This is a genomic window from Streptomyces olivochromogenes, from assembly GCF_001514115.1.
Lineage (GTDB): Bacteria > Actinomycetota > Actinomycetes > Streptomycetales > Streptomycetaceae > Streptomyces > Streptomyces olivochromogenes.
The window spans coordinates 109,098-130,103 of record NZ_KQ948473.1; the positions used below are offsets into that span (position 1 = coordinate 109,098).

A 21,006-nucleotide genomic window follows, 5' to 3' on the forward strand; every position below is an offset into this window, starting at 1 on the left:
GGGCGCTCACGCCTTTCGGAGGGGCTGGAGAGGGTTGAGGAGTGAAGCGACGGGCGCGTCCGGCCGAGTGCACAGTTCGGCGAGGACGGCCTGCCAGTCGTCGAGCAGTTCCTGAGCCGTGGCGGGGTCCCACAGATCGGCGGAGTACTCCAGGAAGGTGCGGTAGCCCTTGGCCGGGTCGCGGCGCGGGGCGAGACCGAAGGAGAGGTCACCGCGGGACACGGGCGGGGCGAGGTCGTCGACCTCGACGTCGAGTCCGGGGATCTCGATGTCCGTGTCCAGGGAGTTCTGGAAGGCGATGGTCATTGGGAAGCGCTCGGGCACCGCGCGGGCACCGCTCTCGCGCAGGGCACGCACGATCCGCGCGGTCGGCAGGACGTGGGCCGTCGCCTCCAGGGCGCCGGCGCCGGTGCGCTCCACGAGGTCGCCGCGCGTCTCGTCCGGGTCGGGCGTCACCCGCACGACCACGCCGGTCGACGTCAGCGCGACCATCGACTCGAACGCGCTGCGCTCGCGGTGGGCGTACGGCGTGCCCATCGCGATGTCCCGCACCCCGGACCGGCGGGCGACCAGCACGCCGAGCGCCGTGGCCGCGACCCCGAACGGCGTGGTGTGCCGGGCCGCCGCCAACTCCTCGACGGCCCTGCGCAGTTCACCGGAGGCAGTACCGCGCAAGGTGTCGCCGTGTCCGCTCGGCACCGCGGGCCGGGCCCGGTCGCCGGGGATCTCGACCGCGGCCGGGATCCCCTCCAGATACCGGGTCCAGTACGCCGTCCTGCGGGCCTCCTCGGCGGGGTCGGCGTGCTCGCGCTGCCAGCGGGCGTAGTCCGTGCACTGCGCCGCCGGTTCGGGCAGGCCGTGCGGGCGGCCCGCGGCGGCGGCCGTGTAGAGCGCGGCGAGCTCGCCCAGGAGAAGGGAGAGGGACCAGCCGTCGACGCAGATGTGGTGCACGACGAACATCAGCGTCCACCGGTCGGGTGCGACGCGCAGCAGCCGCAGGACGGGCAGGACCGGCAGGGCATCGCCGGTCACCGTGATGGGCGTCGCGGCGGCCTCCCGGCACAACTCATCGGCGCATGCGAGCCGTTCGGACTCGGCGGCGATGCCGGTGAGGTCCTCGACGGGAAGGGCCGGGGGCGGCACGTCGAGAACCTCCTGCCGCCAGCCGGTCCCGTCGTCCGTTCCGTACGACGGCTCCGACTGCCCCTCTGCGGGTACGAAGCGGCACCGCAGTCCGTGGTGTCGGTCGAGCAGCCCGGCCACCGCGGTGCGCAGGGCGGCCACGTCCAGGGGGCCGGTGAAGCGGATCCGGGTCGGGATGTTCCACACCTCGGGGCGGGGCATGCTCAGGACGCCCGCGATCATGCGGGCCTGCTGGTCGCTGACGGGCGCCGTGTCCACCACGGTCACGCCCCGGGGTGGCGCGAGCCGGGCGGTCATCGCCCCCAGCGTGGCGTCGGCGAAGAAGTCCGCCAAGGGGTATTCCACGCCGAAGCTGTCCCGGACCCGGTTCACCAGTCTGATCGCGCCGATCGAATTCCCCCCGAGTTCGAAGAAGTTGGCGTCCGGGGTGAGATCACCGACCGGGCCGAGTGTGTGCTGCCAGAGGGTACGGAGCCGGTGGACGCCGTCGGGGGTGCCCGGGGTGACGGAACCCGGTGTCAGGTCGCCGACCGTCTCCGCGGCGCCCGCGGTCATGCTGGTCAGCACGCTCTCCAGACGGTCCAGGTACCCCCGTGCCGTCGCCTCGTCGAACAGGTCGGCGTCGTAGCGCAGGCGCAGGTCGAGGTCCTCGTCGGGGAGCCGGGTCGCCATGAGGGCGAGTTCGAGGGGCGCGGACTCGGTGCCGCCGTCGAGGGGGGTGGCGCGCAGGCCCGGCAGGGCGAGGGCGGTCAGGGGCGCGGTGTCGAGGTCGGCGGAGACGGTGACGAGGGGGCGCGGGTTGCCCGGGTCGGGGTGACGGGCCGCCGACAGGCCGTCCAGGTCGACGTGTTGGCGGGCGTCGGCCGCGAAGAGCGTGTCCCGGGTGGCGCGTACGGCGTCGGTGAGTGTCGTGCCGTCGGTCAGGGTCCCGCGCAGGGGCAGCAGGGACACGTGGAAGCCGACGGTGTCCCGCGTCTCGGGGGTGCGGCGGCCGAAGGTGGACCCGATGACGAAGTCGTCCTGTCCGGCGTACTGGCGCAGCACGATCCGCCAGGCGGTGAGCAGCGTCGCGAACAGGGTGACCCCTTGCCGCCCGCTCCACTCCCGCAGCCGTCCCGTCCGCTGCGGGCCGAGCCGCAGTCCCACGGCCCCGCCGCGTCCGGCGACGGTGCGGGTGCGCGGTCGGTCCGTGGGCAGTGCGGGCGCGCCAGGGCCGTCCCCGAGGTGGGCGCGCCACCAGTCCAGGTCGTCCGCTGTCCCGGTCGCCGCGATCGTGTCGAGTGTGCTGCCGGCGGCCCGCTCGAAGCGGGGCGCGCGTCCCTCCGACGCCGCCCGGTAGAACTCCCCGAGGTCGGCGGCGACCAGCCCCGCGGAGTGGCCGTCGGTGACGAGGTGGTGCATGCCGAGGATCAGCGCGTGGTCGTCGTCGGTGAGCCGCAGCAGCCGGGGCGTGAACAGCGGCCCCGTCGCGAGGTCGTACGCGCGGGTGCTCTCCTCCCGCAGGGCGGCCCGGATCACCTCGTCGGCGTCCCGGCCCCGGACGTCGTCGACGATCAAGGCCGGACATCCCCGGTCCCGGCCCCGGCCCTCCCGTACGACCTGGAAGACCCCGTCTCCCCCGGCCACGAAAGCGGTCCGCAGCCCGTCGTGGCGGCGGACGAGGCCGTCCACGGCGGTCCGCAGCGCCTCGACGTCCAGCGGACCCCGCAGCCGTACGCCCTGGATCTCGTTGTACGCGGCCGGGTTGGCGATCAGCGTGGCGGCGAGCCAGAGGCGGCGCTGGGCCGGGGTCGCGGCAGCCCGCCGTTCGCGTACCTCCGTCGGGGGCTCGTGGTAGCGGCGGCGCAGGACGTCCAGCTGCTCCAGGCCCGCCCGCATCTCCTCCGGCGGCAGTCCGAAGTCGACCAGGGCGGCGATCTCGTCGACGCCCGCGGCCCGCAGCGCGTCGACGGTGGCCGCGCAGGTGTCCGGGGAGCCGATGAGGGCCCGTTGGTCGCAGTAGCGGTCGTAGGCGCGGTCGAAGAGGTAGGCGAGGTCGGCCTCGCTCGCGTCGGCCACGTTCTCGGGGCGGCCGCCGAGGGCGCTCGCGGCGGAACGCATCTGGAGGGAGGAGCGCAGGTAGCGGCTCATCGGTTCGCGCGCGGCGGCCCGGGCGGCGGCGTGGTCCTCGGCGAGGTGGGTGTGGAGCAGGAGGGTGACGCGGCCCGCGTCGGGGTCGAGGCCGCTCTCGGCGCGCAGCCGGCGGTAGTGGCGGATGTTCGCCGCGAGCTGCTCGACCGTCTGGTTCATGAGGTTGGTGACGATCCCGAGGTCGCGGCGGGCCGCCTCCTCGTACGAGGCACGCCGCCCGGACGTCGCCAGATACATCGGCGGCAGCTCCTGCACGGGCCGCGGATGCAGGCGTACGTCGATGGGGTGCCCTTCGCCGGTACGGCGCGCGACGCTCTCGCCCCGCCACAGCCGCCGTACGTCCTCCAGGTGCTGGAAGGCGATCTCGGTGCGGTCGGTGAAGCGGTCGGGGTGCAGGGCGAAGTCGCTCGCGTGCCAGCCGCTGGCGCAGCCGATGCCGACCCGGCCGCCGGAGAGGTTGTCGGCCACGGCCCACTCCTCGGCGATCCGCACGGGGTCGTGCAGCGGGAGGACCACCGAGCCCGCGTGCAGACGGATGCGGCGGGTCTCCCGGGCGAGCGCGGCGGCCAGGACGGACGGGTTGGGGAAGAGGCCGCCGAAGGAGTGGAAGTGGCGTTCGGGAAGCCAGAGCGTGCTGAAGTCGTGGGTGTCGGCGAAGCGTGCGGTCTCTATCAGCCGTTCGTAGGCCTGGGCGCTGTCCTCGCCGTCGGGGTGGTCGCCGAAGAAGTAGACGCCGAAGTCGGGGGCGGGGCGTTCGGCGGCCTCGCCGCGGCTGTGACGTCGACTGCGCCGGGCCGTCGTCGGGAAGTGGCCGCCCGCGCGCAGCTCCCGCAGTGAGTCCTTCACCGCGTCCGTGATCCGTTCGACGTCGGTGTCGGTGTGCGCGGTGGAGAGGTAGAAGGAACGCCACTCCCAGACGTAGATCCCGCGCAGGAGGAGGTGGTGGTAGAGCAGGTCCATGTCGGCGCGGTGGGTGAAGCGGAACATGGACCCGAAGTGGGCCGTTTCCAGGGGGAATTCCTCTGCGCGGAAGAAGTCGTCGAGGTCGGCGGCGAGCGCGTCGGTGCGGGCGTTCAGCGTCTGCTGGAGCCCCGGGCCCTGCTCCTTGAGGTGGGTGAGGACAGCGCGGGCGGCGGCCATCGACAGGGGGTGCTGGATGTACGTACCGCCGAAGAAGGTCGTGTCGCGCGTCGGACGGCTGTCGTCGCCGTACCGCCAGAAGCCGCCGTCGATGCCGTCCATGAGGTCGGCGCGGCCCGCGATCGCGCCGATGGGGTGACCACTGCCGAGGGCCTTGCCGTAGGTGGCGAGGTCGGGGACGACGCCGTAGTGGTGCTGGGCGCCGCGGGGGTGGGGGCGCAGGCCGGTGAGCATCTCGTCGAAGAGGAGGACGATGGCGCGCCGGGCGGTCAGCTCCCGCAGCGCGCGCAGGAAGCCGACGGGGCGCAGGGCGGGGTTGCGGCACTGGACCGGTTCGACGAGGACCGCGGCGATCGTGTCGCCGAGTTCGTCGATGACGTCCAGGCTCTCCTGGCTGCCGTATTCGAGGACGAGGAGTTCGGACACCGCGCTCGCCGGGATGCCGCGCGAGACGGGGACGGCGTGGCGGCCGTCGGGTCCCGGGCGGCCGAGGACCGAGTCGATGTGGCCGTGGTAGGAGCCGCGGAACATGACCACGCGGTCGCGTCCGGTGGCCGCGCGGGCGAGCCGTAGGGCGGCGGAGTTGGCCTCGGTGCCGGAGTTCGCGAACGCCACCCGCTCCATGCCGGTGAGCTCCGCGAGCAGTTCGGCGGCCACGCCCGTGTCCTCGGAGCGCGGTCCGAGGCGCAGTCCGTCGGCGAGGTGCCGGCGGACGGCCTCCGTCACCGGGGCGGGCTCGTGGCCGAGCAGCAGCGCGCCGAAGCCCATGGTGATGTCGGTGTAGTCGTTGCCGTCGACGTCCGTCAGCCGGGCGCCGTGCGCCGAGCGGGCCGCGATCGGGTACTGCATCTCCTTCGTCGCCCGCCGGAAGCCGACCACGGCCCGGCTGTCCGCCAGCACCGTTCGGTGCCGCTGCGCCAGCTCCTTCGACGCCCGGGTCCGCTCGGTGAAGCGGCGGACCAGGTCGTCGGCGTGGGCCCGCTGGGCCTGGCTCGCGCCGGTGCCGGACATGCCGGAGTCAGGGGGGAGGGTGACGTGGGGGCCGTGGTGGAGGGGTGGCCCGGCGGGCGGCTCGGTGCGGTGGCGGGCCGCCGTCAGGAGTTCGTCGAGCCGTCCGGAGACGGCGACGGTCCGGGCGACCGCCTCGGCGCTCGCCTGCGACTCGGGGCTGGTCCGCACCGTGGTCATCCCTCGACCTCCTTGCGGCCCTCGGCGAGCAGGGCCACGGCCTCGGAGAGCTGACCGAGCATCCTGGTCTGGGTCTCGGCGAGTTGGCGTATCTGACGGGCGAGTTCCTCGACCTCGGCACGGGTGGCGTACACGGGCTCCTCGTCGGGGGTGACGTGCACGGGCTCGTCGTCGGGGGTGACATGCGCGGGCCCGTCGTCCGGGGTGACGTCCGCGGCGGCCGGGACCGCCCCCCGTCCCGTCCGCTCCGCGATCAACCGGGCCGCGAGCCGTGGGGTCCCCGCCTCCTCCAGGATCTCCCGCATTCCGATCTCCACCCCGAACTCGGCCTCCAACTGCCGTACCATACCGATGAGTTGAAGCGAGTCCGCGCCGAGCCCCACGAACGTCCGCTCCGCCGTGATCTCCTCCGGCGTGTATCCGAGATGACGGGCGCTGAGCGCCAGCACCCTTTCCAGTACGGCCTGTTCGGTCATGCCGTCCTCCGTCCTGCGGTCGTCGGCCAAGGGGGTGGGCGGCGGTCCTGTCCAGTACGACCGGTGCTGGAAGGGATACGGCGGCAGCGGGATCCGGCGGGCGTCGCTGCCGTCGAGCAGGGCCGCCCAGTCGAGCCGGTGGCCCGCGCAGTGCAGTCGGGCCACCGCCGCCCAGAGGGTGCCGAGGCCACGGTCGCCGCGGCGCTGGGTGGGGACGGCGGCGGTGTCCGGCCGGGCACGCCGGACGAGCCCGGTGAGGGGCGCGTCGGGGCCGATCTCCAGATGGACCGGCCGCCCGGGTGTCCGCTCCAGCGTGCGCAGTACGGCGGCGAAGTCCACCGGCCGCCGGGTCCCCCGTACGAGGTGGTCGGCGTCCGGCAGCCAGCCCACCGGGTGCCGGACCCCGTCGAGGCCGCTCACGAACTCGGTCCTGGTGGGCCGCAGCCGTACCTTTCCGCAGGCGTCCCGGAAGTCCGCCAGGACGGGGTCGAGCAGGGCGGTGTGGAACGCGCGGTCCACCGGCAGGGGCTCCGCGGGCGTGCCGCGTTCCGCGAGCCGGGCGCGGGCGGCGGCCACCGCCTCGGGCGGTCCGCCCACGACGTACTGCCCGGGCCCGTTGACCACGGCGAGTTCGAGGCCGTCGACATCCGTGACCAGCCTCCGTACGACGTCCTCGGCGGCGAACACCGCGAGCATGCCCCCGGCCGGGGTGCCGTCGCGCATCAGCCGCCCCCGCCTGCAGACCAGCCGCAGTCCGTCCTCCAGCGTCAGCGCCCCGGCCACGCACAGGGCCGCGTACTCCCCGGCGCTGTGCCCGGCCACCGCGACCGGTTCGACGCCGAACCGCCGCCACAGCCGCGCCTGCGCGACCTGCAGGGCGAAGAGCGCGGGCTGCGCGAAGGCGGTGTCCCAGACCCGCACTCCTTCCGGGTCCCGGGCCCGCGCCCCCTCCGCAGGACCGCCGTCGGCGCCGCCCAGCAACCGGTCGAGGAACCCCTCCTCCCCCGTCTCGTCCCGGTGGATCCCCGCGCACTCCTCCAACGTGCGGGCCACCACCGGGAACCGCCGGGCGAGCGCGGCGCCCATCCCGTCGTACCCGCTGCCCTGGCCGGTGAAGAGGAACACCGGTCCACCGCCCGCCTCCGCCCCGGCGACGCCGTGCGTGTACGCCCCCGCCTCGCCCCGTACGAAGGCGTCCAGCGCCGTAGCCGTGTCGTCGACCGCGGCGGTGACCACCAGTCGGTGTTCCAGGTGCCGTCGCCCGAGCGCGGTGCTGAGGAGCAGGTCGGCGGGGTCGGTCCCGGGGTGTTCGGTGAGGTGGTCGCGGAAGGCCCGCGCGGAGGCGAGGAGCGCCTCGGGGGTGTGGCCGGACAGCGGCAGCAGTGCGGGGGCCGGACCGCGGTCCGACGCGTGGGGGGCCGGGGGCGGCGCCTCCTCCAGGATCACGTGGGCGTTCGTCCCGCCCATCCCGATGGAGTGCACCCCGGCCCGGCGCGGGCGGCCCTCCTCGGCGGGCCAGGGCAGGGCGCGGGTGGGCAGGACGAAGGGGCTCCCGGCCACGTCCAGGGCCGGGTTGGGGCGGGTGTGGTTCACCAGCGGCGGTATCTCCCCGTGGCGCAGCACCAGCACCGCCTTGATCAGCCCCGCAAGGCCGGCCGCGCTGTCCAGGTGGCCGATCGCCGACTTCGTGGAGCCCAGCGCGCAGAAGCCGGTGCGGTCGGTGTGCAGCCGGAACGCCTCGGTGAGGGCGGCGAACTCGATCGGGTCGCCCTTGAGCGTGCCGGTGCCGTGCGCCTCCAGGTAGCCGATGGAGTCGGCGGGCACCCCGGCCGCGCGCATTGCGCCGAGCACGGCGTCGCGCTGGCCGGTGGAGCCCGGCGCGGCGAACCCGGCCCGGTCGGCGCCGTCGTTGGTGACGGCGGACCCGGCGATCACCGCGTACACGGTGTCGCCGTCGGCGAGCGCCCTCTCCAGCGGTTTGAGGACGACGGCGGCGACGCCGTTGCCGCCGACGGTGCCGTCCGCGTCGGCGTCGAAGGCGCGCACGGTCCCGGAGCGCGAGATCGTCGAGCCGCGTACGTGCCGGTGCCCGGTGACCTGGGGCACGTGCAGGGCGGCCGAGGCGACGACCATGAGGTCCGCGTCTGCGAAGTGCAGGGCCTGGCAGGCGAGATGGACGGACACCAGGGAGGACGAGCAGGCCGTGGCCACGTTCAGGGCCGGGCCCGTCAGTCCGAGCCGGTGGGCCGCCCGAGGGGCCGCGAAGTCGGGGTAGTTGCCGACCTGCGCCTGCTTCTGTCGCTGCCAGTCCCCCGAACCCGCCTCCTCCCGAAGGTTGTTGGCGAGGTAGCTGTGCAGGGAGTGGAGCCGGTAGCCGGTGCTCCCGCACACCCCGATCCGCACCCCGGCGCGCGGCTGCGCGTACCCCGCGTCCTCCAGGGCGTGGTGGGCGCACTCCAGGAAGAGCCGTTGCTGCGGATCGGTGACCGCGGCCTCGCGGGCGCTCATCCCGAAGAAGGCCGCGTCGAAGCCGTCGATGCCGGGCAGCGGAGCGCTCGCGGCCACGAAGTCGGGCGCGCCGTACTCCTCGGGGGCGAACCCGGCCGCCGCCAGCTCGGCGTCGGTGAACCGCCGTACGTGCGTCACGCCCGCCCGGATGTCCCGCCAGTACCCGTCGGGGGTGTCAGCTCCCGGAAATCTCAGCGCCATCCCGACGACTGCCGTACGCACCGCTCGTTCCCTCCTTGCCCGCGCCGTGGACCGCGTACAACCGGAGCAGGTAGATCCCCGCGACCACGATGGCGAGGCCGTGCGACCAGGCCACGACGGTGAACGCGGAGAACGATTCGAGGGCCGCCGACACACCGATCATGCCGATCCCGAAGCCGAGGTTCTCGACCGTCGCCGTGAGCCCGAAGGCGTGGCCGCGCAGGGTCTCCGGCAGGGTCTGCAGATGCGAGGTGTACGACACCTCGGTGAGCCCGTCCGCGGCACCCGCGACGAGGGCGATCAGCACGGTCGCCGCCATCGGGAACCCGGCGAAGCCGAGGATGAACGCGGAGGACATGACGATGGTGCCGAGGCCGAAGCCGAGCGCGCCGACGGCCCGTCCCGAGCGTTTGGCCCAGCGTTGGATGACCTGTTGTGCCAGGACGTTGCCCAGCGCCCAGAACAGCCAGAAGCGGCTGACGAACGCGGCCGGGTCGTCCGGGTGGAGCGTGCTGGAGTAGACGGGCAGGGCCGCGTTGTGCGAGGAGGAGCCTAGGGCGTCGACGGTGCGCAGGCACATCATGAGGCCGAGGGCGGGCACGGTGGCCAGTGCCGTCATCGCGGCCCACACGCCGCGCTTCTCGCGGGGTTCGTCGGGCGCCCGCGGGGGCTCGGGGGCGCGTTCGATGCCCGGCAGCCACGCGACGGCCGCCGCGCACACCAGGAAGCTCGCCGCGTCCACCATGAACGCGGCGGTGAAGCCGAGCCAGGGCACCACCACACCGGACGAGGCGAACCCGGCGACCATCGCCAGCGAACGGCCGCCGACCATCAGTGAGTTGGCCCAGGCACGCCGGTCCGCGCCGACCAGGTCGGGGATGGAGCTGCGCAGCGCGACCATGAACACGGTGCTGCACGCCCCGACGGCCGCGGACACCGTGAACAGCACGCCGGTCCGCAGTCCCCCGTCCGGCGTCACTACCAGCAGGAACATGACAACGGCTTGGGCGATATTGGCCCACAGCATGACCGGCTTGACCCCGAACCGGGCCTGCACGCGCCCCGCGACCGTCCCCGCCAGGAACCCCGCGCCCAGCCGCACCGCCATGAACAGTCCGATGGCGAGGGCGCTGTGGGTGGTGGCGTAGACGAACAGGTTGAGCGCCACCATGTTGAGAAAGGTGCCGTACGAGGAGACGGAGTAGCCGGCGACCAGGACGCGGTAGCGCCCCTCGGCCGTCACCGGTGCCGCGCCACGAGCCGTCCCGGGACCACCGCCCGCCCCCGTCCGCCGCATGGCGGTGCGGCATCGGCGATGTTCACGACCCGGATCAGGTGACGCATGTTCCCTCTTTCCTCGGCGCGGGCGGCACAGGTGTCCGGGGGCATCCTCCCCAGGTGGGGTGCAGGGGATTCCTCTGCCCCGGGACTCCCTGAGACGGGACGTCCGCCGGACCGCCGAAAGTTCCGGCCGGCGGGCGCCCGCGCGAAAAGCGCGCCCGGAACCTACCCGGCCGGCAGCAACTTCTCGCGCCCGCGCGCCCGGTACTCGGCCAGCAGCCCCTCGATGTCCGGCTCGCGCAGCCTGCGGTACGCGGACTCCCCCGGTGGCCGCCACCACACCGGGTCGGCGCAGCGGAAGCCCTCGCGGCGCAGCCCCACCCGGTGGATCTTGTTGGTGGCGGTGACCGGCATCCGCGTCACGATCCGGACGAAGCGGGGTGCCATCTTGGTCCCCAGGTCGGGCTGGGCGAGGAGGAACTCCGCGAAGGCCGACGGGTCGAAACCGGCCCCCTCGCGCGGCGCGATCGCCGCCATCACCTGGTCCCCTGCCACCGGGTCGGGGACCGCGTACACCGCCACGGCGGCGGCGCCCTCGTGACGGGCGAGGATGTTCTCGATCATCGCGGCGGCGAGGTTCTCGCTGTCGACGCGCAGCCGGTCGTCCGCCCGCCCCGCGAAGTAGAGGAAGCCGTCGGTGTCGCGGTAGAAGAGGTCGCCGGTCCAGTACCAGCCTCCCCCACTCCCGGCTTCGCCCGAGCGGGGGGACCCCCGTCGGCGGCGGTCGGCGTCCGCGGCGGGGTTGCGCCAGTACCCCTCGAAGGGGTTGGGCCCGCGGTTCACCAACTCCCCTATCGCCTCGTCCCCGTTGAGAAGCCTCCCGTCCTCGGCGAAGACGGCGGGCGGGCACTCGGCCGCCGTCTGCGGGTCGACCACCGCGAGGTCGTCGCGGGGTGCCGCCCGCCCGATCGCGCCCGCCGGGGCGCCGGGTGTCCACTGGATGGCGGCGCCGCCCTCGGACGAGCCGTACCCCTCCACCAGCCGCACCCCGAAGCGCTCCTCGAAGGCGGCCGCGTCCACGGCCCCGGCCTCCGTCCCGAAGCCCATCCGCAGCGGGTTGTCGCGGTCGTCGCCGCGGGCGGGCGTGGCCAGCAGGTACTGCACCGCGCGGCCCACATAGGTGAAGTACGTCGCCCCGCAGGCCCGTACGTCCGCGAGGAACCCCGACGCCGAGAACCGCCGCCTCAGCGCGATCCCCGCGCCCGCCGCCAGGGCGGGCGCCCAGTCGGCGATCACCGCGTTGCCGTGGAACATCGGCATGCAGATGTAGTGCGTGTCGTCCGGGCGCACCCCGAACTGGTCGACGAGCGAGCGCCCGGCGGCGGCCAGCCGGCCCTGGGTGCAGATCGCGGCCTTGGGGGCGCCGGTCGAGCCGGAGGTGAAGTAGAGGAGGAGACGGGCGTCCGCCGACACGGAGGGCGCCGCGTCCGGCTTCGCGCCCTCGTACGGCGTGAGGAGTTCCTCGTACGCCTCGGTGTCGGTGACCAGGACGCGTACGCCGGGCAGTTCGAGGCCGTCGAGGAGGGGCAGGTGGGTCCGCTCGGTGACCAGGACACGGCACTCGGTGTGCAGGATGTCGCGGGCCAGTTCGGGGCCGCGCCGGGTCGGGTTGATCCCGGCCACGGCGGCTCCGGAGAGGGCCGCCGCGCTCAGCCACAGCGGATATTCGGGGGTGTTGTCGAGCAGCACCCCGATGTGCGGTGCGGCGCCGGGCGGCAGGAGGTCGGCGAGGAGCGCCGCCCGCGCCGCCGCGCCCGCGGCCACCCGGTGGTGGCTCAGCACCCGCCCCTCGAACCACAGTCCCGGCCGGTGGTCGCCCCACCGTTCCTGCACGAGCTCCGCGACGGTACGCCTCATGGACCCCATGGGGGCGCACGATAATTGACGTTCCGTCAGAAGGGGAGGCCCGTGCCTTCGAAGTCGTCTCCGCCGGACGAGTCGTCCATCGAGAAGAACCCGTGGACGCCCACCATGAAGCCGATGCAGAAGAGGACGATCACCCCGCAGAACACCAGGATGCCCACGGTTCCCGCCGCCAGCTTGCCCCGGCTCGGCGTGTGGGCCGTGGCCTTCTCCGGGCGCTCGGCGATGTAGTGGACGGTGACGATGTCGCCCTCGATGATCGTCGCCGGGCCGTTCTTCTCCTCGAAACGGACCGTGCGGCCGTCCCGCGCCCTGAACTCGTACACGTGGTGCAGGGTCGTGGACACGGACGTGTCGCCCGCGCCACCGCTGGTCGTCGTGAAGGACCGCAGACAGCGTGCCTCGGCAGTCAGCCCGCTGCTCCAGGCCCGGTTCATCTCCAGCGAGCGGCGGATCACCGCGACCGCCATGAAGACGGCCACAGCCATGATCAGCCCTGGCACGGCATAGAAGAAGACGTCCACGACATTCCCCCGTCGTCCGGTACAGCTCCACGCACGCCGTCATGGTCATGTCGACGTGCGTGGAACCTACCCGTGGGGGGTGCGCGAGCTCCTCAAGAGAGGCTCAGAACATTTCCGGTCCGCACGCGCTCAGAACGTTCAGAACGTGACGTCCGCGCACGAGTAGAACGCGTTCGCGGTGTCGGCGATCGTCCACACGCCGAGGATGACGTGGTGACCGCTCAGCCCGGAGGGCAGCGTGCCGGTGTGGCTGAACGTGGACGGCGGGCGCTGCCCGTTGTACGGGACGGTCAGGAACGGGGTGGTGTTCAGGTCCGCCCTGGTCAGTGCGTGGTTCTGGTTCCAGCCGGCCTTGGTGACGAAGTACTTGAAGTCGGTCGTGGCGTGCACGGCCGTGAACTGCCAGCGGAAGGTGTAGCTCTGCCCGCCGGTGACCTTGGTCGTCGGCCAGGCCGCGCCCGAGGGCGTCTTGGGCTGGTCGAGCTGGCTGAAGTTGGTGTGGTTCGCCGAGCAGATCTGTCCGTCCGCGGGACCCGCCGCCGGGAAGCCCTTCGGGCCCTCGACGCTCTGCGGCTCCCACTGGATGTCACCGCAATTGGCAACACTGCCGCCGTTGGCGGCGCACAACTTCTGCCGGCTGAGGGGCTGGTCGGTGTAGCCGTGGGCGTCGGCTCCGCCGGTGGAGAGCACGAACGTGCCCGCCGTGGCGAGGCCCACGACAGCGGCGTACAGCTTGACTTTCCTGCTCGTACGGACCCCTGTCGCAGGGATCCTGGTCGTCCGTATGCGCATGCTGCCGCTCCTGGAGGACGTGGGGGAGGTTCTCGTGAGCCGTGCGCGCGATTTTCAGGTCTAGACCAAGTCCCAGATTATTGCCACGACTTGAACATGTCCAGACCAATAACCAAGCTCTCGGCCCCCGTCACGGCCCCGCTGTCGGTCCGCGTCACGGCGAGGAGTCCCTGCGCCCCGTGTAGAACGCCACCGTCAGGTCCTTCACCAGCGCCTTGCGCTCGTAGTCGTCGAGCTCGACCAGCCCGCGCATGGTCAGCCGGGTCACCGTGTCCTCGACGGAGTCGACGACCGAGGTGAGCACGGTGTCGCGGTGCTGGGCGTCCAGGGTCGCGATCCGGCGGCGCTGCATCACGGCCGCGACCTCGGGGGCGTACTCGATCCGGGTCGGCTGCGCCGAGAACACCTCCAGGCCGACCGGCGCGGCGTCCGCGGCGATCATCCCGGTGAGTGCCTCGCCGACCGCGTCCGTGTTGCGCAGGGTGGCCACGTCCTTGATGACGGCGGGCGGCGCCTCGGCCGGCAGCTGCGAGAGCATCCGTGACATCGCCGCCTCCACGCACTCGCGCAGATACGTCTCGTGGTCCTCGACGCCGAGCACGGCCCGCGCGGTGTCCTTGACCCGCCACACCACGAGCACCACCACCCGCAGCGCGACCCCGTTCGCGTCGACCACCGACATCGGCTCACTGCGCCAGTGCCGCAGCCGTACGTCGACCCGGCGCCGCAGCACCATCGGGTTGATCCACAACAGCCCGGTGCGCCGGACCGTGCCCCGGTAGCGGCCGAAGAGGCCGAGCACCCAGGCGCGCCCGGTCCGGCCGCGGGAGAGCCCGCCGAACCCGAACAGCCCGAGCGCGCCGGCCCCGGCGTACGCGGCCCACTGCGCGGGGCCGAGCCCTGCCCCCGCGTACCAGGGCAGCCCGATCGCCCTCCCCGCGCTGTGCGGCAGCACACCCGACCACCAAGTGGTGAGTACACATCCGGCCACCCCGCAGGCCCCGGCCAGCACACCCGCCACTCCGGGCAGCACCCATGCGGGGCGCTCCACCAGTTCGGGGTCGACCTCCGGCACCGGGCGCGGGGCCCGGCCCAGCACGGGGCGCCGGATCCGGGGCTGTTCGCCCGTGCCGCGCCGTCGCCCCACCACGGCGGGCGAGAGCGGCACGGGCACCGGCTCGGGGTCGTCACGGAAGAGCAGATGGACGGGGATCTCGGTGGTCGCCTCGTTGTGGATGAGCCGGGCGGACCGGGAGGCGCCGCCGCCCTCCGGCGTTCCCCCCGACTCCGGGGTGGGTGAAGTCGTCGTACTCATAGCTGCCTCCATGCCTCCGCGCGTGGAAGGGTGATCCCGGCCGGGTGACGAGCCCTGGTGCGATTCCTGGTGCGAGCCGTAGTGCGTTGCCTGGTGCGAGCCTTGGTGCGTTGCCTGGTGCGAGCCTTGCTGTGCTGCCTGGTACGAGCCTTGGTGTGCTGCGTGACGGGTTGCCTGGTACGGGCCCGGATGCGAGCCGTGGTGCGAGCCCTGCCGCCCGGCCTTTCACGAGAAGAGCCGGCGCCAGGTCTCCGGCCCCGGCCAGCCGTCCGCCGCGCCGCCGCGCCAGCCCTGCGCGCGCTGGAACGCCTCGACGCCCCGCCGGTCCGCCTCGCCCCAGCGCGGCCCCGGACCCGATGTGTAGTACGTGCCGAACCCCTTCTTCACGAGTTGCTCGCCGAGCCGGGTGACGAACTCGTTGTCGGCGCCGGGGCGGAACAGCCCGCGCCCCGGATAGCCCGGCACGGAGGGGTCGGAGGGGCGGGAGGGGAGGGAAGGAACGGAGGGAACGGAGGGAACGGACGGGGCCGAGAATCCCTTCGTCCCCGGTCCGCCCACCACCGGGGTCCCCGGCACGGGCCTCCCCGCCGCCGGAGTGTCCCTGCCCTTCCTCCCCACCAGGTAGGACCAGGTCTGCGGCCCGGGCAGCCCGTCCGCGTCCGTGCCCCGCCAGCCCTGCGCCCGCTGGAACGCCTGGGTGGCCCGCCGGTCCGCGTCCGACCAGCTCGGTCCGGGTCCGGTCGAGTAGAAGCGGTCCGCGCCGCGTTCCACGAGGAGCCGGCCCAGCCGGGCGACATGGGGGTTGTCCGCGCCGGGGCCGAAGAAGGACCGGCCCGGGTAGCGGCTGCTCCCCGCCCCCGGCGCCAGGACGCCCGCGTCGCTCGTCTCCTCGGCCAGCCCCTTGTAGCGGTAGGGCACGTAGCGGTCCGAGTTGCTCCAGTAGGCGTACGGAGCGGACAGCCCGCGGGTGTGCGGGCGGGTCTGTTCATAGGCGAGGTAATAGGTGTGGGTGTAGTCCGACCAGCCGCCGAAAAGGACGACGTGCGAGCCCTTCTGCGGATCCGCCGAATTGTGGAACAGGAGCATGTCGCCGGGCTGCAACTGGTCGCGTGGAATGCGTACGCCGAACGTGCCGAGGCTGCCCGTCCATTCGTTTCCCGGCAGGTTCCAGGCCATCGAGACGAAGCCCGAGCAGTCCTGCCGGTATCCGTCCGGCCAGTACTCGGTCTTGCTGTACGGCACCCGCGAGGCGACCCACTTCTTGGCCCGGTTGATGATCTCCGCCCGGGTGGTCGCGGGGAGCTCGCCCCCCGCCCCGGGCTTCGCGGGCCCCGCCAGGCCCCCGCCCAGGCCGTGCAGCGGGGTCTGGTCGCCCTGCGGGGTCTCGGGCCCGTCACCTTTGGGGTCGCCCGGCCGGACGGGTCCGTGCGCGGCGGCCACGGCCGGCACCGGCTGGCCCGCGGCGAGGACGGTGCCCGCCGCCGCGGCCAGCAGCAGCGCGCCCCGCGCCGCCGGGTGTCCCACGGGCCCGGGTGGTGAGGACGGGGGCATGACGCGCCGCCAGTGCACGCATCCGGGGCAATCACAGTCGCTCACGGGATCGAATTCCTCGAATACCGGAGCCTCCATGAGATTCCCCTCACACCACAGGTCCATATCTCCGCACTTCTGCACAGTCGTCAGTTTCGCAACTGTCGCCTCTTGTCGCATGTTGACGGTCCGAATGATGTACAGGGACCACTTCCGGCCGGTTCGGGACACCTCTCCGTTCACTTCACGGCACCCTCGCGGTCCGGAGCACCCTCCCCGGTCGGGTAGAGTTCTCGGGTCAGCAGGCGCCGCTAGCTCAGTTGGTTAGAGCAGCTGACTCTTAATCAGCGGGTCCGGGGTTCGAGTCCCTGGCGGCGCACCGACACCGAAGGGCCCCTCACCGACGTGAGGGGCCCTTCGGCTTGCGTGGGCGGGGCGGGCTCCCCGCGGGCTCCCCAGGAACGCAACCGGCGCAAAGAGGCGCATAAGGGCGCATAGGGGCTGGGCATATGCGCCCGGCGTATGGGGTGGTGACCCCATCTTCGTACACGCGTCCCAATTAGCGCGTATGACCGGTTAACACCGCGTTTCGCGTCTTGCGATCATGATGAACGCCGTAGAACCCTGGGCTTCAAGGGACTGTCGATACCTGACAGTTGGGGGTATGGCCGGTTGCGTCCATGGGGGGTTGGGGGCCCCGTTCATGAACCGATGCCGAGGGGGGCATCATGCAACCGGAAGGTCGCATTTCTATGTCTCCCTTGTGTGGAGCATGTGGTGATGCCGACCTGCCAGCATGCGTCCGTGACGGTCAAGGGGGACTCGAACGGGCGACAAGAACCGACGAACACGCACCTGGACGTGCGTGCGGGGGGAATGACTCATGACGTCGACGCCGACGGGCGCCCGGCAGAACTTCGACCCGTCTGAGACGACCCAGCTCCGGATGCCATCGCACCGGACCGGCAGCAATTTCCGCAGGATCAAGAAAAGCCTGCCGAGATACGACTACGAGCACTACAGCCGGCTCGCGGGTCCCCTCACACAGCCCGATCCGAACAAGCCGTACAAGGTGCAGTACCGCTCGCTGCTGTCCCAGGAGCCGCACCGCATACGAGCCGCCCTGATGCTGGGTGCCGCGCCGCTGCTGTCGCTGATCCTGCTGGGCTGGCTGCTCCAGCCGGAGCACTGGACCGAACGCGACTACCCGGCCTACGACTTCCTGCCGGTGCTCGACATCGTGATGCTGGTCTCGATCGGTCTGATCGAGTTCTTCCGCTGCATGAACGTGCTGTCGAACGCGCACGCCACCCTGGTCGCCCGCGACCCGATCCCGGTGGTCCCGGAGACCGGCACCAGAGTCGCCTTCCTCACGTCCTTCGTGCCCGGCAAGGAACCCCTCGCCATGGTGACCAAGACCCTGGAGGCGGCCGTCAAGCTGCGCCACCGGGGCCTTCTGCACATCTGGCTCCTCGACGAGGGTGACGACCCGGAGGTGAAGGAGGTCTGCAAGCGCCTGGGCGTGCACCACTTCTCCCGCAAGGGCGTCGCGAAGTGGAACCAGGCCAAGGGCCCGCACCGCGCCAAGACCAAGCACGGCAACTACAACGCCTGGCTGGAGGCGCACGGCGACGAGTACGACTTCTTCGCCTCGGTCGACACCGACCACGTGCCGCTGCCCAACTACCTGGAGCGGATGCTCGGCTTCTTCCGCGACCCGGACATCGGCTTCGTCATCGGCCCGCAGGTCTACGGCAACTACGACAACCCCATCACCAAGGCCGCCGAGTCCCAGCAGTTCCTCTTCCACGCGCTGATCCAGCGCGCCGGCAACCGCTACGGCGCGCCGATGTTCGTGGGCACCTCCAACGCCGTACGCATCAAGGCGCTCAAGCAGATCGGCGGTCTGTACGACTCGATCACCGAGGACATGGCGACCGGCTTCGAGATGCACCGCGCCAAGAACCCGGCGACGGGCAAGAAGTGGCGCTCGGTGTACACCCCGGACGTCCTCGCGGTCGGCGAGGGCCCGAACGCCTGGACGGACTTCTTCACCCAGCAGCTGCGCTGGTCCCGGGGCACGTACGAGACGATCCTCAAGCAGTACTGGAAGGGCTTCTTCTCGCTGCCGCCGAGCAAGCTCTTCAACTACACCATGATGATCATCTTCTACCCGATGTCCGCCCTCAACTGGATCCTCGCGGCCCTCAGCTGCGCACTCTTCCTGGGCCTGGGCGCATCCGGTGTGAACATCGACCCGACGGTCTGGCTGATGCTGTACGGCAACGCCTCCGCGCTGCAGATCGGCCTGTACGTGTGGAACCGCCGGCACAACGTCTCCCCGCACGAGCCCGAGGGCTCGGGCGGCGTGGCAGGCATGATCATGTCGGCGCTCTCCGCGCCGATCTACGCCCGCTCGCTGATGGACGCGGTGCTGCGCCGCAAGAGCAAGTTCGTGGTGACCCCCAAGGGTGATTCGGCCAGCCCCGACACACTGTTCGGGACCTTCCGGATCCACCTGTTCTTCATCCTGGTCTTCGCCGGCTCGATCGTCGCCGGACTCCTGCTCGGGCACTCCCACCCCGCGATGATCACCTGGGCCTGCTTCGCCCTGCTGATCACCGCCTCGCCGATCCTCGCCTGGCAGTGGGCCCTGCGCCAGGCGAAGAAGAAGCCGTCGGCGCCGCCCGCCTCACCCGAGGAGACGGTGCCGCTGCCCGCTCAGGCCTCGGCGCCCCAGCAGGAGCAGCACACGCCGCATGCCCCGCACGCTCCGCACGCCCCGCAGCACAAGCCCAGCTGGGCGGCGGCGCAGGGACAGGGCGGCGGCAGCGGCGCGGGCAATGACCAGACCATGCAGATTTCCCTTGGGGGACGTAAAAAATGAAAGACGGTGCCCGTCGCCGCCGTGCTCGTCGTCTTGCGATAGGCGGGGCGGTGGTGCTCGCGCTGGCCGGAATGAACGGGCCGTGGGTGTACCGCTTCAGCACGGAGAAATACCACGACTACACGATCAACAAGCCCGAGTACAAGGCCAAGAACGGGCACTGGGACATCATCCAGTTCCCCGAGGAGTACAGACAGAACACCATCCACGCGGCCCTGCTGCACACCGGCAAGATCCTGCTGATCGCGGGCTCGGGCAACAACCAGGACAACTTCGACGCGAAGAAGTTCGACACGCGGATCTGGGACCCGGTCGAGGGCACCATCAAGAAGATCCCGACGCCCGCCGACCTGTTCTGCACGGGCCACACCCAGCTCGCCAACGGCAATCTGCTGATCGCGGGCGGCACCAAGCGGTACGAGACGCTGAAGGGTGACGTCACCAAGGCGGGCGGCCTGATGGTCGTCCACAACGAGAACCCGGACAAGCCGATCACGCTGCCCGCGGGCACCAGGTTCACCGGCAAGGAGGACGGCAAGACGTTCGTCTCCAAGGACCCGGTGCTCGTCCCGCGCGCGACGAAGGTCTTCGACAAGGCGACCGGCAGGTTCCTGCGCAACGACCCGGGCCTCGGCCGTATCTACGTCGAGGCACAGCGGAGCGGCCAGAAGTACGAGACGGGCACCCAGGACAACTACCGCATCCAGGGCCTGACCGGCGCCGACGCCCGCAACACCTACGGCATCGCGCAGAAGCTCGCCCTGGACAAGAAGGACTTCCAGGGCATCCGGGACGCGTACGAGTTCGATCCGGTCGCCGAGAAGTACATCAAGGTCGACCCGATGAACGAGGCCCGCTGGTACCCGACGCTCACCACCATGAGCGACGGCAAGATCCTCAGCCTCTCCGGTCTGGACGAGATCGGCCAGCTGGTCCCGGGCAAGAACGAGGTGTTCGACCCGAAGACCAAGAAATGGACGTACACCAAGGGAGTCCGCCAGTTCCCGACCTACCCGGCGATCTCCCTGATGCAGAACGGCGAGATGTTCTACTCGGGCTCGAATGCGGGCTACGGACCGGACAACGTGGGCCGCGACCCCGGCGTCTGGGACGTGGCCACCAACAAGTTCACCAAGCTGCCGGGCCTGAGCGACCCCAACATGATGGAGACCTCCGGCACGGTGCTGCTGCCGCCCGCGCAGGACGAGAAGTACATGGTGATCGGCGGCGGCGGGGTCGGCGAGTCCAAGCTGTCCAGCAAGAAGACCCGGCTGATCGACCTCAAGGACAAGAACCCGAGGTTCGTGGACGGGCCCGAACTGGAGAAGGGCACCCGCTACCCGCAGTCCTCGATCCTGCCGGACGACACCGTCCTCGTGTCCGGCGGCTCCGAGGACTACCGGGGGCGCGGCGACTCCAACATCCTCCAGGCACGGATCTACGACACCAAGTCGAACACCTTCGACCGGGTCGCCGATCCGCTGGTGGGCCGCAACTACCACTCGGGCTCGATCCTGCTGCCCGACGGCCGGGTGATGTTCTTCGGCTCCAACTCGCTCTACGCGGACAAGGCCAACACCAAACCGGCCACGTTCGAGCAGCGCATCGAGATCTACACGCCGCCGTACCTCTACCGGGACTCGCGGCCCGATCTGACCGGCGGTCCGAAGACGATCGCGCGCGGCGGCTCGGCGACGTTCACCTCGCAGCACGCGTCGACCATCAGGACGGCCCGGCTGATCCGGCCGAGCGCGTCCACGCACGTCACCGACGTCGATCAGCGTTCCATCGCGCTGGACTTCAAGAAGACGAAGAACGGGGTCACGGTGACCGTGCCGAAGAACCGGAATCTCGTGGAGTCCGGTTGGTACATGCTGTTCGTGACGGATGATCAAGGAACGCCCAGCAAGGCGCAGTGGGTGAAGGTTCCGTAGCGCTTCCGCGGGAGCGTCTTTGGCTGCGGGTTCG

10 protein-coding genes and 1 tRNA gene are annotated in these 21,006 nt (G+C 71.7%); 3 read left to right on the top strand and 8 right to left on the bottom strand.

Going from position 1 to position 21,006, the window contains the following annotated elements:
* Window positions 1-6: 6 nt before the first annotated feature.
* The 8 genes from AQJ27_RS41470 to AQJ27_RS41505 form a co-directional block, all read right to left on the bottom strand.
* Window positions 7-5,601 (bottom strand): MupA/Atu3671 family FMN-dependent luciferase-like monooxygenase, encoded by a 5,595-nt coding sequence (locus tag AQJ27_RS41470; RefSeq protein ID WP_067381023.1) that lies wholly within the window; start codon window positions 5,599-5,601, stop codon window positions 7-9.
* Complete coding sequence (locus tag AQJ27_RS41475) at window positions 5,598-8,807, bottom strand: type I polyketide synthase (RefSeq protein WP_341866143.1); 3,210 nt, start codon at window positions 8,805-8,807, stop codon at window positions 5,598-5,600. The genes AQJ27_RS41470 and AQJ27_RS41475 overlap by 4 nt, the downstream gene beginning before the upstream one ends.
* Entirely contained in the window at window positions 8,761-9,957 is a 1,197-nt protein-coding gene (locus AQJ27_RS41480) for an MFS transporter (RefSeq protein WP_425275263.1), read from the bottom strand. Before AQJ27_RS41480 ends, AQJ27_RS41475 begins: the two co-directional genes overlap by 47 nt.
* A gap of 335 nt (window positions 9,958-10,292) precedes the next feature.
* Window positions 10,293-11,993, bottom strand: a complete 1,701-nt coding sequence (locus AQJ27_RS41485) for an AMP-binding protein (RefSeq protein WP_067381032.1) — start codon at window positions 11,991-11,993, stop codon at window positions 10,293-10,295.
* A 26-nt stretch (window positions 11,994-12,019) separates the two neighbouring features.
* The gene (locus AQJ27_RS41490; protein ID WP_067381035.1) at window positions 12,020-12,514 is read right to left on the bottom strand and encodes a DUF3592 domain-containing protein; all 495 of its coding nucleotides are present in this window, start codon (window positions 12,512-12,514) and stop codon (window positions 12,020-12,022) included.
* A 138-nt stretch (window positions 12,515-12,652) separates the two neighbouring features.
* Window positions 12,653-13,306 (bottom strand): lytic polysaccharide monooxygenase auxiliary activity family 9 protein, encoded by a 654-nt coding sequence (locus AQJ27_RS41495; protein WP_067381038.1) that lies wholly within the window; start codon window positions 13,304-13,306, stop codon window positions 12,653-12,655.
* Between the two features lie 154 nt (window positions 13,307-13,460).
* Window positions 13,461-14,621 (bottom strand): SPFH domain-containing protein, encoded by a 1,161-nt coding sequence (locus AQJ27_RS41500; protein WP_067381041.1) that lies wholly within the window; start codon window positions 14,619-14,621, stop codon window positions 13,461-13,463.
* A gap of 225 nt (window positions 14,622-14,846) precedes the next feature.
* Complete coding sequence (locus AQJ27_RS41505; protein WP_067381044.1) at window positions 14,847-16,250, bottom strand: peptidoglycan-binding protein; 1,404 nt, start codon at window positions 16,248-16,250, stop codon at window positions 14,847-14,849.
* A gap of 206 nt (window positions 16,251-16,456) precedes the next feature.
* Here AQJ27_RS41505 and AQJ27_RS41510 point away from each other — a divergent pair.
* The 3 genes from AQJ27_RS41510 (at window position 16,457) to glxA (ending at window position 20,972) form a co-directional block, all read left to right on the top strand.
* Window positions 16,457-16,530, top strand: a tRNA-Lys gene (locus AQJ27_RS41510).
* Window positions 16,531-17,034: 504 nt separating this feature from the next.
* Window positions 17,035-19,038 (top strand): glycosyltransferase family 2 protein, encoded by a 2,004-nt coding sequence (locus tag AQJ27_RS41515; RefSeq protein ID WP_067381048.1) that lies wholly within the window; start codon window positions 17,035-17,037, stop codon window positions 19,036-19,038.
* The gene (glxA, locus tag AQJ27_RS41520) at window positions 19,035-20,972 is read left to right on the top strand and encodes a radical copper oxidase GlxA (protein ID WP_067381051.1); all 1,938 of its coding nucleotides are present in this window, start codon (window positions 19,035-19,037) and stop codon (window positions 20,970-20,972) included. The genes AQJ27_RS41515 and glxA overlap by 4 nt, the downstream gene beginning before the upstream one ends.
* Window positions 20,973-21,006 lie beyond the last annotated feature (34 nt).